Source organism: Streptococcus sp. SGI.013 (genome assembly GCF_050315295.1).
GTDB classification, from domain to species: Bacteria; Bacillota; Bacilli; order Lactobacillales; family Streptococcaceae; genus Streptococcus; species Streptococcus porcorum.
Map to the genome: position 1 here is coordinate 35,505 of NZ_JBNPOS010000008.1, position 14,393 is coordinate 49,897.

The 14,393-nt window shown below is 40.3% G+C and carries 13 protein-coding genes and 1 pseudogene; 10 read left to right on the forward strand and 4 right to left on the reverse strand.

Features of this window, described 5'->3' with window-relative positions; translation table 11 throughout:
• Positions 1-91: 91 nt before the first annotated feature.
• Complete coding sequence (gene tgt / locus ACQRDX_RS03495) at positions 92-1,237, reverse strand: tRNA guanosine(34) transglycosylase Tgt (RefSeq protein WP_354368394.1); 1,146 nt, start codon at positions 1,235-1,237, stop codon at positions 92-94.
• Positions 1,238-1,366: 129 nt separating this feature from the next.
• On the opposite strand from tgt, the gene ACQRDX_RS03500 reads away from it, so the two are divergent.
• Positions 1,367-2,149 (forward strand): DUF975 family protein, encoded by a 783-nt coding sequence (locus ACQRDX_RS03500; RefSeq protein WP_427894396.1) that lies wholly within the window; start codon positions 1,367-1,369, stop codon positions 2,147-2,149.
• Positions 2,150-2,291: 142 nt separating this feature from the next.
• Here ACQRDX_RS03500 and ACQRDX_RS03505 read toward each other — a convergent pair whose 3' ends face one another.
• Positions 2,292-2,735 carry a CoA-binding protein gene (locus ACQRDX_RS03505; RefSeq protein WP_427894398.1) on the reverse strand — a complete coding sequence of 148 codons (444 nt, stop codon included), beginning with the start codon at positions 2,733-2,735 and terminating at the stop codon, positions 2,292-2,294.
• 136 nt (positions 2,736-2,871) lie between these two features.
• Here ACQRDX_RS03505 and ACQRDX_RS03510 point away from each other — a divergent pair, with 136 nt between their 5' ends.
• Positions 2,872-3,930: an LLM class flavin-dependent oxidoreductase gene (locus tag ACQRDX_RS03510; RefSeq protein ID WP_427894400.1), complete on the forward strand. Its 1,059-nt coding sequence runs from the start codon at positions 2,872-2,874 to the stop codon at positions 3,928-3,930.
• An 89-nt stretch (positions 3,931-4,019) separates the two neighbouring features.
• On the opposite strand, the gene polA is transcribed toward ACQRDX_RS03510, so the two are convergent.
• Together polA and ACQRDX_RS03520 are read right to left on the reverse strand one after the other, a co-directional pair.
• The gene (gene polA, locus ACQRDX_RS03515; protein ID WP_427894402.1) at positions 4,020-6,656 is read right to left on the reverse strand and encodes a DNA polymerase I; all 2,637 of its coding nucleotides are present in this window, start codon (positions 6,654-6,656) and stop codon (positions 4,020-4,022) included.
• Positions 6,657-7,044: 388 nt separating this feature from the next.
• Entirely contained in the window at positions 7,045-8,310 is a 1,266-nt protein-coding gene (locus tag ACQRDX_RS03520) for a replication-associated recombination protein A (protein WP_427894404.1), read from the reverse strand.
• Positions 8,311-8,473: 163 nt separating this feature from the next.
• Between ACQRDX_RS03520 and ACQRDX_RS03525 the strand changes: the two genes are divergently transcribed.
• The 8 genes and pseudogenes from ACQRDX_RS03525 to ACQRDX_RS03560 all read left to right on the forward strand — a co-directional run bounded on the left by ACQRDX_RS03525 (position 8,474) and on the right by ACQRDX_RS03560 (position 14,382).
• Positions 8,474-8,944 carry a DUF3013 family protein gene (locus ACQRDX_RS03525; RefSeq protein ID WP_427894406.1) on the forward strand — a complete coding sequence of 157 codons (471 nt, stop codon included), beginning with the start codon at positions 8,474-8,476 and terminating at the stop codon, positions 8,942-8,944.
• 64 nt (positions 8,945-9,008) lie between these two features.
• Positions 9,009-10,085 carry a hypothetical protein gene (locus ACQRDX_RS03530; RefSeq protein WP_427894408.1) on the forward strand — a complete coding sequence of 359 codons (1,077 nt, stop codon included), beginning with the start codon at positions 9,009-9,011 and terminating at the stop codon, positions 10,083-10,085.
• A 13-nt stretch (positions 10,086-10,098) separates the two neighbouring features.
• The gene (gene prmA / locus ACQRDX_RS03535) at positions 10,099-11,052 is read left to right on the forward strand and encodes a 50S ribosomal protein L11 methyltransferase (protein ID WP_354368463.1); all 954 of its coding nucleotides are present in this window, start codon (positions 10,099-10,101) and stop codon (positions 11,050-11,052) included.
• Position 11,053: 1 nt separating this feature from the next.
• A complete protein-coding gene (locus ACQRDX_RS03540; protein ID WP_427894450.1) occupies positions 11,054-11,800 on the forward strand; it encodes a 16S rRNA (uracil(1498)-N(3))-methyltransferase in 747 nt (248 codons plus the stop codon).
• Positions 11,801-11,803: 3 nt separating this feature from the next.
• Complete coding sequence (locus ACQRDX_RS03545) at positions 11,804-12,520, forward strand: DUF554 domain-containing protein (RefSeq protein WP_427894410.1); 717 nt, start codon at positions 11,804-11,806, stop codon at positions 12,518-12,520.
• A gap of 108 nt (positions 12,521-12,628) precedes the next feature.
• Positions 12,629-13,471: an aldo/keto reductase gene (locus ACQRDX_RS03550; RefSeq protein WP_427894452.1), complete on the forward strand. Its 843-nt coding sequence runs from the start codon at positions 12,629-12,631 to the stop codon at positions 13,469-13,471.
• A gap of 335 nt (positions 13,472-13,806) precedes the next feature.
• Positions 13,807-14,055: pseudogene (locus tag ACQRDX_RS03555) on the forward strand (helix-turn-helix transcriptional regulator); the annotation flags it as partial.
• On the forward strand, positions 14,056-14,382 hold the full coding sequence (locus tag ACQRDX_RS03560) for a hypothetical protein (protein WP_427894412.1): 327 nt from the start codon (positions 14,056-14,058) through the stop codon (positions 14,380-14,382).
• Positions 14,383-14,393 lie beyond the last annotated feature (11 nt).

Here is a 14,393-nt window from a genome sequence, read left to right on the forward strand (position 1 = left end):
AAAGAATCTTTTCTACTCCCTCTTTTTTTGGGTATTTATCGAATATATAATATCATAAGTGGATGAGCTTAAAAAAATCTTAAGAGCAAGGTTAGAAATTGCGATTTGAGCGATTATAGCCATATTTTTCAAGGAAATCTTGTCGGAATTCCAACAGATTGTCATCCATGATGGCTTGACGGACTTTTTTCATCAGATTAACTAAGAAATAAAGGTTATGATAGCTAGTTAGGCGAATACCGAAGGTCTCATCTGCCTTGAGCAAGTGGCGGATATAAGCTCTAGTGTAGTTTTGACAAGTGTAGCAGTCACACTCTGGATCTAGTGGTGTAAAGTCTTCTGCAAACTGGGCATTTTTAACAACGAGTCGTCCTTGGCTGGTCATACACGTTCCGTTACGAGCGATACGAGTTGGTAAGACGCAGTCAAACATGTCAACGCCACGAATAACCGCATCAATTAAGCTGTCTGGCGCTCCAACCCCCATAAGATAACGGGGTTTGTTTTCAGGTAAAAGTGGGGTTGTAAAGTCAAGAACAGCATTCATCTCATCATGCGTTTCTCCCACAGCTAATCCTCCGATAGAGTAACCTGGAAAGTCCATGCTAACCAGATCTTGCGCAGATTGACGACGAAGGTCTTCAAAACCAGCCCCTTGAACAATTCCAAAAAGTCCTTGATCATGTGGGCGACGGTGAGCTTTTAGCCCACGCTCTGCCCAACGACTCGTCCGTTCGATAGAGTTTTTGACATAGTCATAAGGTTGGTAAAACTGTGGACACTCATCAAAGCTCATCATGATATCAGACCCTAGATTGTTTTGGATAGAGATCGCTTTTTCTGGTGATAAGAACATCTTAGAACCGTTGAGGTGGTTTTTAAAGGTTACCCCTTCTTCACTGATGTTGCGTGTATCAGCTAAAGAATAAACCTGAAAACCACCAGAATCCGTTAGAATAGGCTGATCCCAGTTCATAAATTTATGGAGTCCACCAGCACGGGCAATCAACTCATCTCCAGGGCGTAACCATAGGTGGTAGGTATTTGCCAAGATAATCCCTGAGCCCATTTCTTTAAGCTCTTCAGGGCTTTGGGTTTTAACGGTAGCTTGCGTTCCAACAGGCATAAACATAGGGGTTGGGAAAGTGCCATGTGGGGTGATAATCTCACCCAAACGTGCACCAGTGTGTTTTTCTTTTTTGATTAAACGATATTTAATCGGCGAATCAGTTGTCATTTTTTCTCCTTTGCTGTCAGAAAATACAGTTCTGAGCGTTTTAGCCCTACAATTTTATCAAAAAAAAAGCTCTTTGTCATTAAGTTGACTTATCATCTCCTATGTTATAATAGACATTAGGAGGTTTTTATGTCCTTAAAACAAATGCGTCAAGTCGCTAGGATCCATCTAGCACAATTGAGAGGAAGATACTCATTTTTTCTACTACCAATTTTACTCATCTTTGTTAGCTCTAGTATTAGCTATCGTCAAGAGATCCAGACACAGCTAGACTGGGATTGGTCAGACACGGTATTTCCTATCTTGGTTAATCTTTTAAACATGGGAATAACGCTTTCTGTTATCATGAGTTTGGTCTATAGTCTAAGAGGAAAAAAAGAGCGTCTTACTTTAGCAGATGCTGTGATGATTTTTGATAACCATATCATTTTTAAGGTTATCTGGTTGGCTATTGTTCGCCTTATTTTCTTACTACCTTGGTTGTTTTTGACCATAATGGGAATGATGATCAATACTGTTGGGATTCCTGCCCTGAGTGAAATTGTCATCTATTCTCAGGACATTTGGTCACAACTTCAAACTTGGGTAGCTCTCGCTTTGGTGCTAGTTGGTCTGGGTTTACAACTATTTGGAATAGTGATGTTCGTGATAAAATGTTTTGCCTACTCTCAAGCAGAATACGTCTTATTAGATGCTTTATCAGATGGCAGCTATGAGAATGCCTCAAAGATCTTATCTGAGAGTCAAGATTTGATGAGAAAGCAGAAGTTTAAATTTTTCCAACTTCATTTGAGTTTTTTAGGCTGGTATCTATTGGTTTTGATTACTTTTGGATTTGCTATCATTTATGTTTTACCTTATTACCTTACCACACAGGCTGTTTTTTATCATGAATTAAGAAAGGCTGGGTAAAAATCCCAGCACTACTTGATCAAGGTTAGCCTAACTATTTCAGAGAGGTGATTGATTGGTAGATTTGTTCGTGTTTTATACTTCAAATCTAACCGACAACTGCACGGGGGCTGGGAGATAAACTCTTCTTTGAATGGTTGAGTTAATTCCCATCCCTTTTTGCTAGATTGGCATGTTCAATTTTCAGGCACTTATTCATGACAATAGCAGTACGGTTGGCTTTCGTTAAGATGTTTTCGGCTTCTTGGCTTTCTAAGCCTAGCTGTGCCCAAAAGATATCTGCATCGGTTTCTAAAAAATCTTGTGCGACATCAGCTAAAAACTCACTACGCCTAAAAACATCAACGATGTCAATATGGACAGGAATATCTTGTAGTTTAGCGTAAGCTTTTTCTTCTAAAATCTCAGATCCAGCTAACTTAGGATTGATGGGAATAATGGTGTAACCAACTTCTTTTAAATAAGCAGCCACACGATAAGCAGCGGTGTCTGTACGATCAGATAGGCCGACAATAGCAATGGTTTGAGCATTTTTCAGATAATGATCAATGATGGGTTGACTAGGGTTGATAAAATGATATGTCATAGGAGACCTCCTTTTCTCATATTTTAGCATATTTTGAAAGGGATTTCATTTTCTGTAATCAAATGGGCTAATTTTTTGACGGCTAGTCTTTTTTAGGGTATATTATCACTAATTAGTGATTTATAAGAGGTAGAAAATGGAATCATTTCGTATTCAACAGGATAAAACTGGCTTGGAGTTTGGTTTATATTCTTTAGGGGATCATATGCCAGATAGTGTTAGTGGGAAAGGCATTTCAGCCCAAGAGCGCTTAGATCAGATTATCTCGGCAGCCCAGTTGGCTGAAGAGGCAGGGTTTGATTTTTTCAGTATTGGGGAGAGTCATCAGAAGTATTTTGTGGGGCAAGCCCATGCAGTTATTTTAGGGGCTATTGCCCAAGCTACTAAAACCATTAAAATTGGCTCTGCTGCAACTATCTTATCAACTTCAGATCCTGTTCGTGTTTATGAAAATTTTGCTACCATAGATCTTCTTTCGCATGGACGAGCTGAAATCATAGCTGGACGAGCTTCTCGTACAGGTTTGTTTGATTTGTTAGGCTATGATACAAAGGATTATGAAGCTTTATTTGAAGAAAAATTTGATCTTCTTTTGCAGATTAATGCAACAGAACGTCTCACTTGGCAAGGAGAGTATCGTGCTTCTTTAGACAATGCCTTAATTCTTCCCCGTCCCGCTCAAGGAAAGCTTCCTATTTGGCGTGCTGTTGGAGGACAAAAACCAAGTGCCATCAAGGCAGGTCAACAGGGAGTTCCAATGGCTTTGGCCATGCTGGGTGGTCATATCAAGCATTATCAATATGTTATTGAAGCTTATAGAGAAGCTCTTGTAGAAGAAGGTTATCAGCCAGAGCAAATCCCTTTAGCGACGACAGGATTATGTTATGTTGCAGAGACGACGCAGCAAGTAATGAAGGAGTTTTATCCTTATGTTGATGAAGGGATGCGTAAGGCCAATGGGACAGGTTGGGCGAAAGAGGCTTTTGCACAAAGCTCTGATTTAACTAATGTCATGGTCTTAGGAAGTCCACAAGAAGTCATTGAAAAACTACTTTATCAAGCAGAGACTTTTGGTCATCAACGTTATATGGCTCAGATTGATTTTGGAGGAATGCCTTTTAAACAGGTGATGAAAACGATTGATAAACTGGGTTCCATTGTCATGCCTGCTGTTAAAAAATATACTAAAAAATAAAAGAGTTAGTAGCCCTTATCATTTGTTTTAAGGGATACTAACTCAAGGTTAAGAAGTTGGATGCTATGCCAGCTTTTTTTATGATGATTTTATTTGGCTTCGTACCAGTTGGCCCCACTATTGCTGTCAACAATAAGAGGAACAGATAGTGAGATGGCAGATTCCATCGTGTCTTTGACTAATTTTTGGACAGCTTCTAACTCCTGTTTTGGGACTTCAAGAACGATTTCATCGTGTACTTGTAGGAGCATGCGTGCTTGATAACCAGCTTTTTCTAATTCTTGATCTAATTGAATCATCGCAATTTTTAAGATATCTGCAGCAGACCCTTGGATGGGGGAGTTGATAGCAGTTCTCTCTGCAAAGCTACGCACGTTAAAGTTGCGGGAGTTGATATCTGGCAATTCTCGGCGTCGGTTAAAGATCGTCTCAACATAACCTTTGTCTTTGGCTTCGCGTACGACAGTTTCCATGTAATTTTTGATACCAGGATAACGTTCAAAATAAGTTTCGATGTAGTCCTTAGCTGCTTTTCTGGTGATACCTAGGTTATTAGCTAAGCCAAAGTCAGAAATACCATACACTACACCAAAGTTAACGGCTTTGGCATTCCGACGGTCATTTGAGGTGACCTCTTCTGGCTTATCAATACCAAAGACACGCATGGCAGTTGAGGTATGAATATCTGCCCCATGCTTGAAGGCTTCGATGAGGTGTTCATCTTGAGAGATGTGAGCTAACACCCGTAACTCAATTTGTGAATAGTCTGAACTTAATAAAACACTGTCTTCCATACTTGGTAGAAAGGCTTTACGAATCATGCGTCCTTGTTCTAGGCGAACAGGAATATTTTGTAAGTTAGGATCAATGGAAGATAATCTTCCTGTTTGGGTTAAATCCTGCACATATCGGGTATGGATTTTACCATCTTCTAAGATGTAATCTTGTAAGCCAATAATATAGGTTGACTGGAGTTTGGTAATCTGGCGATAGTCTAAAATTTTAGCAACAATAGGCGCTTCAGGGGCTAGACGTTCTAAGACGTCAACGGCTGTTGAGTAGCCTGTTTTAGTTTTTTTAGTGGCTGATAAAGGGAGAGCCATTTTTTCAAAAAGAATGGTGCCTAGTTGTTTTGGTGAATTGATGTTAAACTCTTCTCCAGCCAAGTCATAGATTTCTTGAGTGAGGTTGTCAATGACAACTTGGTTTTCCACCTGCATGGCTTGCAAGGTTTCACGTTGAACCTTGATTCCTGCGATTTCCATTTTTGCTAAGACATTAGCGAGTGGCAATTCCATGTCAAAGAGGAGCTCTAGCTGATGGTTTTGTTCCAGTTCTTGTCGCATAGGTTCTTCTGTTTCAATCAAGACTTGTAATTTTTTGGCAAGATGGCTCAAAAGCTCAGCTTTTTCAGGAATAGCACGTTTAACGCCTTTACCATAAATTTCAATGTCATCAGCCAGAGGGGTTTGTCCGTAAAGCTTAGAAATAGTAGAGATGGCATTGTCTTCAACGGTTGAGAGAAGATACTTAGCAAGACGGCTATCAAAAAGGCTGGTTGGCATGGTGATGCCATAGTGGCTGAGAAGAACCTTGCTACGTTTAAAGTCATAAGTTTTAACAGGTTTTTCTAAGGCAGCCTTAAAAAGAGGGTGCGTCAGTAGTTGGCGATTGGTGGAAACATAAATATTTTCTTGATTTCCCCAAGCAAATCCAATAATATCTTCTAGGTGGTAATTATCGTTAAAAATCTCAAAATGGAAAAATTGATTTTCGCTAAAGTGTTCAGGCTGTAATTCGGTCACTTCTGTATAGGAGACCTCGACTTCTTTTTGCCCAGCGCCTCCTAATCCAGCTTTTAATTGCTTGAAGTCCATCTCATCATAAAAAGCAGAGAGCACTTCAAGGTTTGGTCCTTGGTAGATGATGTCATCAAGTCCGATGGTGATAGGAGCTTTGGTGTCAATAGTTGCAAGAGTTTTTGAGAGAAAGGCTTGTTCTTTATCATTGATCAAATTTTCCTTCATTTTAGAAGCCTTCATATGCTCAATATTTTCATAGATGCCTTCTAGACTGCCATGTTCTAGAAGCAATTTTAACCCTGTTTTTTCTCCAATCTTGGTGACACCAGGGATATTATCTGACTTATCTCCCATGAGAGCTTTTAAATCAATAAATTGGCTAGGGGTAATACCCATTTTTTCCATTAGATAAGCAGGTGTAAACTCCTCAAACTCTGCCACTCCTTTTTTAGAAATTTCAACAACAGTATTTTGATCAGTCAGCTGGATTAAATCTTTATCCCCACTGACAATGGTCACTTCAAATGGTGTTGTTGTGCGTTCAGCCATTTTGTCTAGCGTCCCAATGATATCGTCAGCTTCGTAATTTTCAAGGTCATAATATTTGATACCTAAAGCTGTCAGCATTTCTCGAATGTAGGGAAATTGCTCACGAAATTCATTAGGTGTTTTGGCACGTCCAGCCTTATAGTCTGCAAACATTTCTGTCCTGAAGGTTGTTTTTCCTGCATCAAATGCGACAAGGACATGTGTCGGCTCAATGCGTTTCATCATGTGATCCAACATGAGATGGAAGCCGTAAATAGCGTTGGTGTGAAGCCCACTCTTGTTTTTAAAACGATCAATTTGATTGTAAAGGGCAAAAAAGGCACGAAAGGCTACAGATGAGCCATCAATTAAAAGTAATTTATTCTTGTTAGTCATGTTTCTATTATAGCATAGAATGGATAGACAGGCTTTGAGAAGCTTTACTTGCTTAAAAACGTTACGATGTAAAAAGAGGTTGGGAGAGTTTCCCAACCTCAGAGTCTTATTTTGAAATAAAAAAAAGCTGTATTGGTACCGATGATTCACGTTTTGTATTGAACCCGCGACGTACATAGCAGGTGGGCAACTCGCTCCAACTGAAGCTGCTTCCGTGTGAGACGGCTTGCGAGCTGTTGGATGTCTTCGTTTCCCGAAAAATACAAAAAATAGTCGGTCAACACATAGATGTGAATTCGTATACCACAGCAGTTCTTTTCTGTACTTTTATGATACCATATTCAAAAAATTTTTCAAGTCAAAAACATGATTTTTTTGCAATCGTTTTCTATTTTGAGAGTTTATCAATTCGCTCTTTGTTGAGCCCAAGGGCACGTTCGTATTTTCCTGTTGCGTTAGCGGTAAAATAATTGGCTTGTTTGAGTTTGTCAGGAAGGTAGTCTTGTTTAACCCATTTTTCAGGATAGTGATGTGGGTAAAGGTAGTCTTTGGCATTGCCGAGTTCCTCACTACCTGAATAGTGTCCGTCCCTAAGATGTCGTGGGATAGCAAGATAACCTGACTTTCTGAGGTCAGCCAGTGCGGCATCTATGGCAAGATAGGCTGAGTTTGATTTGGGAGAGAGAGCGAGGTCAATCACGACATTAGCAATCAAGATTCGTGCTTCAGGAAAGCCAATTTTTTGTGCCGCCTCCATAGCAGTGACGGTGTGGATCTGAGCTTCGGGGTTAGCTAAACCAATGTCTTCATAGGCGATGACAATTAGTCGGCGTGCTAAACTGGGTAAATCCCCAGCCTCAATCAATCGTGCGGCATAGTGCAGACTAGCATTGACATCGCTACCTCGTATGGATTTTTGCAAGGCAGATAGGGTATCGTAGTGACTATCTCCTGACTTATCCATACTGATGAAAGAGCGTTGTAAGCTATTTTGAACAGCATCCAAATCAATGTAGCGACGGCCCTCACTTTCCTTGGTGGAAAGAACAGCTAATTCTAGTGAATTGTAGGCAGCACGTAGGTCACCATTAGTGGCGGTAGCGATAAAATCGAGCGCTTTTGGAGCAAAATCAATAGTGCCTTTAAGTCCATTTTCTTTGTCTGAGATAGCACGGTTTAAGGCCTCTGTAATATCTTGGTTGCTTAAGGGCTCTAGTTCAAAGATTTGTACTCGGCTACGGATAGCTGGTGTGACAGAGAAAAATGGATTTTCCGTTGTAGCCCCAATCATTGTTAGAGTACCGTTTTCAAGTAAGGGTAATAAAAAGTCCTGTTTGGTTTTATCTAGCCGATGGATTTCATCTAGTAATAGAACAAGCCCACCTGAAAATTTTGCCTCTTCAGCAATCTCTTGTAGGCGTTTTTTACTGTCAATGGTTGCATTAAAAGTGCGAAAAGCATACTTGGTCGTGCCAGCAATAGCTGAGGCAATCGAGGTCTTTCCAATACCTGGTGGTCCAAATAAAATCATAGAGGTTAATCGATTAGCTTCCACCATACGACGGATGATTTTTCCCTCGCCAACCAAGTGTTTTTGCCCAATCACATCCTCAATGGTTTTGGGGCGCATCCGCATAGCAAGATTCGTGTCCATAGTCCTCCTTTAACGGTTTCTCAAAAGTTAATGTCCTTAAAGAAGCTGGTATTAGAAGGGGATTTACCAGCTTAGTATTTGAGCAAGGGAGTTTTTATGGTCCTGTTTTTTTGCTCTTTAAATGGTATAATCATTATATCATATATAAATTAAGGAAGTTATTATGGCGAAGTTTGGTTTTTTGTCGGTTTTAGAAGAAGAAATGGACAGGTATTTTCATTATGATTATGCGATAGATTGGGATAAGAAAAATCATGCTGTTGAGGTGAGTTTTATTTTAGAGGTAGCTAATCAAGCTGAGGTTGAGATGGTAGATGACGAGGGAAATGCCTTTGAGGAGGACATTGCACTTGAGGAATTTGTCATTTTTTACAATCCTAATAAGTCTCGCTTTGAGACAGAAGATTATCTCCTTGCCTTACCTTTTGATCCTAAAAAAGGCTTTTCACGAGAGTTTTTAGCTTATTTTGCTAGCCAGCTCAACACGGTTGCTGAAAATGGTTTAGATGGTATTATGGATTTTTTAGCAGATCCAGAAGCTCAAGAGTTCACTTTGGATTGGGATCAAGTGGCTTTTGAAAAAGGTAGAAGAGAATTGGTAGAAGGCGAGTTTTATCCCTATCCGAGGTATTGAGAGAGGGGTGTACTGTCTTGATTTTAGACTATTGTGGCTGTAATAAGATATTAGTTATAAAAGTATGACAAACAGGGAAATTGCTACTGTAATATGGGGTGTATTATTCTTATTGTGGGGAATGTACATCTCTAGGAAAAATGGAATTTTTAAAAGTCTGCTAGACTTGTTCTGGAGTTTTTTGAATTTATTGAAGCTTCCAATTTCGCAATGGGTACTTTTCACAAACTGTGCGGTCATTGCAACAGTGTACGGTTGTTTGAGTAGTAAAATAGAATTGTCATACTGGTATATAAAAGAGTATATCTTCGTTTTTGCATTTACAATTTTTCCTACTATATTGTCATTAATGGAGTATTCGATTTTTGAAATTGTAAAAAATAAGTGGCGGGAATTATTTGGACTATTATCGATATTTTTGTTCATCACGAATTCTTATACTTACTCACTGTATATTGAATTAGTACTGGTATTACTTTTGATAATTCTATCGATTTTTTCTGCACTTACGGAAGTAAAGGAAGAATTTATTCCACTTGGGAAGATATGTGAGTTTCTTTTGTCGTTATTAGGGTTGATATTATTGTTTGGAGCGTTAAATAGTTTTGTTAGACATATTGAAGATGTGGGGACAGTGGATTTCTGGCTATCTTATGGCTTAGAGTTGTTAGTTTTTATCATTAACATTCCAATTTTATACATTGTAGAGAAGATGGTTGTTATTGAAAAAATGGTAGTTCATAGCGATTATCCAAATACCTTATTTACTTTTGTTAGGTACTATTGTCATTACTACATCCGAAAAATAAAATTCAGAAGACTACTGATAAAGAACATTCCTTTCAAAATCCAAATGGAAAAGTATATTTTTGGCTATCCGAAAGTTTCAGTTTATACTGAGGTTGAGAATCTAAAAGAAGAGGATATTCTAAATTTGATAGCGGAAATAATTGTGAATGGATGTCAAGCAAGTAGGAAAATAGATAGATTTCCTATTTATATTGAAATTTTTGATAAAAATAATAAGGCAGTAGCTCTTTGGACGGAGGATTTTTTATCTCAAAATAACCGTTTCTATAAGCCATTTATGAATAATAAGGTAAAGGAAATACATCCGTCGGTATTAATGTTGGGGAAATGAAAGGAAAATAAACATGAACTCATGGCAAGAATTAACGATTCACGTGCATCGTGATGCAGAAGAGGCAGTTTCAAATCTCATGATTGAAACGGGCAGTCAGGGGGTGGCTATTAGCGACTCAGCTGACTATGTGGGGCAGGAGGACCGTTTCGGCGAACTCTATCCCGAGGTGGAGCAGTCAGATATGATTGCGATTACGGCCTATTATCCTGATACTGTGGATATTGAGGAAGTTAAGGCAGATTTGGCGACTCGCTTGTCGGATTTGACAGGCTTTGGTTTAGAGACGGGTCAGGTCAGCCTAGAAAGTCAAGAATTGGCAGAGGAAGACTGGGCGGACAACTGGAAGAAATACTATGAGCCAGCCCGCATTACCCATGATTTGACCATTGTACCGTCTTGGACCGACTACGAGGCGACTGCTGGTGAGAAGATTATCCGCCTAGATCCAGGTATGGCTTTCGGTACGGGTACTCATCCAACGACCAAGATGAGCCTCTATGCTCTTTCTCAGGTCTTGCGTGGTGGCGAAACGGTTATCGATGTTGGTACAGGCTCAGGCGTTCTCTCTATTGCCAGTTCTCTCTTGGGTGCTAAGGAGATTTACGCTTATGACTTGGATGAAGTGGCGGTGCGTGTGGCACAGGAAAACATTGACCTCAATGCCAATACTAGCAATATTCATGTCGCAGCAGGCGACCTGCTTCGTGGCGTTGACATTAAAGCAGAAGTTATCGTTGCCAACATCTTGGCGGATATTCTCATCCATCTGACCGAGGATGCCTACCGTCTGGTCAAGGACGAGGGTTACCTGATTATGAGCGGTATCATCGCGGATAAGTGGGACATGGTGCGAGCATCTGCGGAAGCGGCTGGCTTCTTCCTTGAAACCCACATGATTCAAGGCGAGTGGAACTGCTGCGTCTTCAAGAAAACAGCTGACCGCTCAGGTGTGATTGGAGGCTAGAATGCAGCAGTATTTTGTCAATGGCAGAGCACCGCAGGGCGTTTTTCAGATTAAGGATAAGGACACTGCCAAGCACATGTTTTCTGTCATGCGCTTGCAGGCAGACGACCAGATTGTTCTGGTCTTTGATGACGGGATCAAACGCTTGGCGCGGGTAGTGGACAGCCAGAGCCAATCCGTTGAAGTTATCGAAGAACTGGCAGACAATGTTGAATTACCTGTTTCCGTGACCATTGCCATGGGCTTTCCCAAGGGAGACAAGCTCGAATTTGTCGCCCAAAAGGCAACGGAGTTAGGCATGGCAGCTCTTTGGGCCTTTCCTGCTGACTGGTCTGTGGTCAAATGGGATGGTAAAAAATTAGTCAAAAAAGCAGAAAAGTTAGAAAAAATCGCCCAAGGTGCAGCCGAACAAAGCAAACGCAATCGCATTCCAGCTATTCGATTATTTGAGAAAAAAGCGGATTTCCTAGCTCAGCTGGCAGGATTTGATCAGATTATTTTAGCCTACGAAGAGGCCGCCAAAGAGGGCGAACAAGCCAACCTGGTGAAAATCTTATCTGGCTTAGAAGCTGGCCAATCAGTCCTTGTCATTGTCGGTCCAGAAGGTGGCGTGTCGCCTGAGGAAGTCGCTGCTTTTGAAGGAGCAGGAGCGGTCAAGACAGGTCTTGGTCCGCGTATCTTACGAGCAGAAACGGCTCCGCTCTACGCTCTTTCTGCTATTAGCTACGCGACGGAATTGTTGAGGTAGCCCATGTTTGCCTTAGGAACAATTATCAATACCATCGCTATTGCCCTAGCAGGTTTTTTAGGCTCTTGGTTTGGACACTTGTTGAAAGACCGCCATCAGTCAGGCTTGTTTTTGGCCTGTGGTCTCGCTGTTCTTTTTCTGGGGATTTCTGGTAGTTTAGAGGGGTTACTGACAGTTGTAGATGGTCAGATCACAAGTCAGAATAGTATGCTTCTGGTCATTAGTTTGGCGTTAGGAACCTTGGCGGGGGAAGTACTCCATATCGAAGGTTGGTTTGAGCGCTTGGGTATCTGGCTCCGAGAAAAGTCAGGAAACAGCCAAGATAGTCAGTTCTTAGATGCTTTCCTGACAGCGTCATTGACCGTTTGTATCGGTGCCATGGCTGTACTAGGAGCCATCCAAGATGGACTGACAGGAGATTATCGCTTGTTGGCCGTAAAGAGTATTTTGGACTTTGTTATCATTTTGATTATGACCTCGAGTTTGGGCAAGGGAGCAGGCTTTTCAGCAGTACCAGTCTTTCTCTTTCAAGGGTCTATTACCCTCTTGGCACGTTTGATTGAGCCACTGATGACGGCCCAGGCACTTGCCAATCTCTCTTTAATCGGCTCTGTTCTTATTTTTTGTGTTGGTGTCAATATTATCTGGGATAAAAAGCTCCCTGTTGCCAATATGCTACCTGCTATTGTTATTGCGGTTTTATGGTCTTATCTTACTTAAGGCTACGGTGGGATTTTGAACAGAAAGCTCTGATAAAGTAAGGGTTTTCTTTGTTTTTGTCTCTTTATTGTTTTATAATGAAGAAAGAAAACAAAAGGAGGTCAGATGATGGATCATTATCAATTAGCTAATGGCTTGAATATCCCTAAGATTGGTTTTGGAACTTGGCAGATTCCAGATGGTGAAGAGGCTTATCGTGCGGTTTCTTATGCTCTTGAAGCGGGTTATCGTCACATTGATACGGCTCAGATTTATGGTAATGAAAAGAGTGTCGGCCAAGCGGTGGCAGATAGTTCGCTAGCACGTGAGGAGATTTTTTTAACCACTAAGGTTTGGAATGATCAATTAGATGCCAAGGGAGCGCGGGCTTCCATTGAGCAATCTATGGAAAAATTAGGGGTGACTTACCTAGACTTGGTCTTGATTCATTGGCCAAATCCTAAAGCTGTGCGAGAAAATGGCGCTTGGAGAAAGCGTAATGCAGAGGTCTGGTCGGCGATGGAGGAGCTTTATCAAGAGGGGAAAGTGCGAGCTATTGGCGTATCTAACTTTATGATTAGCCATCTAGATGAGCTCTTAAAAACTGCCAAGGTTATCCCTCATGTCAATCAAGTCTTATTAGCGCCTGGTTGTCCGCAAGAAGATTTAGTGGCTTACTGTAGAGACAAAGAGATTTTATTAGAAGCCTATAGCCCATTTGGGACAGGGACTCTTTTTCAAAATAACCTTGCTCATGAACTAGCAGAAGCGACAGGTTATTCTATTGCTCAAGTGGCGCTGGCTTGGTCCTTAGCTAAGGGCTTCCTCCCCTTACCAAAATCCAGTAGTCCTGAAAATATCAAGGCTAACCTAGATGTATCAGGGCTAAGTTTGAGTCCAGAAGCACTCCAAAAGCTAGATCAATTAGAGGGGATTAAAGCTCAGAAAAATCCTGATGAAGTTGATTTTTAAAACATAAAAAAGCTTGATAGTTTCAAGCTTTTTTATGTTCAATGGGTTACCATAGAAATTTTAACGATTGGCACGATAAGCCCAGTAAGCGAAGACACCTACTTTAACAGCAGTATAAGCCAGAGTACCTGCTAACATTTCTCCACCTCCTTTCTTTTAATTATAGGTATCAGATATTAATGAAAATACCAACTGATAACTGATATATACCATCTCATCAAATATACGGAATCGGAGAAATGACACTTTTGTCCACATTTTTTGAGAATAACCCAAAATTTGTTATAATGTCTTTATGATAACTGATGATAGCTTAAAAAAAAGAACTCGGCAATCGTATTAAAAAATTGAGAATAGAGCAGGGGCTTAGTCGAGCAGATGTTTGTCGGGATGAGGTTTATGTTAGTTCAAGACAATTAGCACGTATTGAGCAAGGAGAGCATCTGCTAAAAGTATCTATTGCCTTATATCTAGCAGAAATCTTTCAAGTTTCTGTAGAACAACTATTAAATCCAGTTCCAGAACGATACTATCAATTGAAGGCTAAGGCTATTCATTTTGCTACTCAAGGCGATAAGAAATAAATGGAGGAAAGAGAAGATATTATTAGAGATCTTTATACTTATTACAATATCCTTCCAAAGCAAGAAAAAGAAAGTATTGATTTATTAGATATCACGGCTAAACTGCTACATAGCGGTGAAACACAGACTGCCAGAGGGTACTTTTTTCAATTTTTAAAACGTCCTCTCTCTTCTGTAACAGATATAAAAGAATTAGATTTACTATGGATTGATTTTTACCTTATTTATATCTCAATTGATGAAAGTTGTTATAATGAAAAAATTTTTAATTGTACTGAGTTTGTTCTTGATTATCATTGGATCTATCTATATTTATATTCAGTATAATCTAGCTCGCT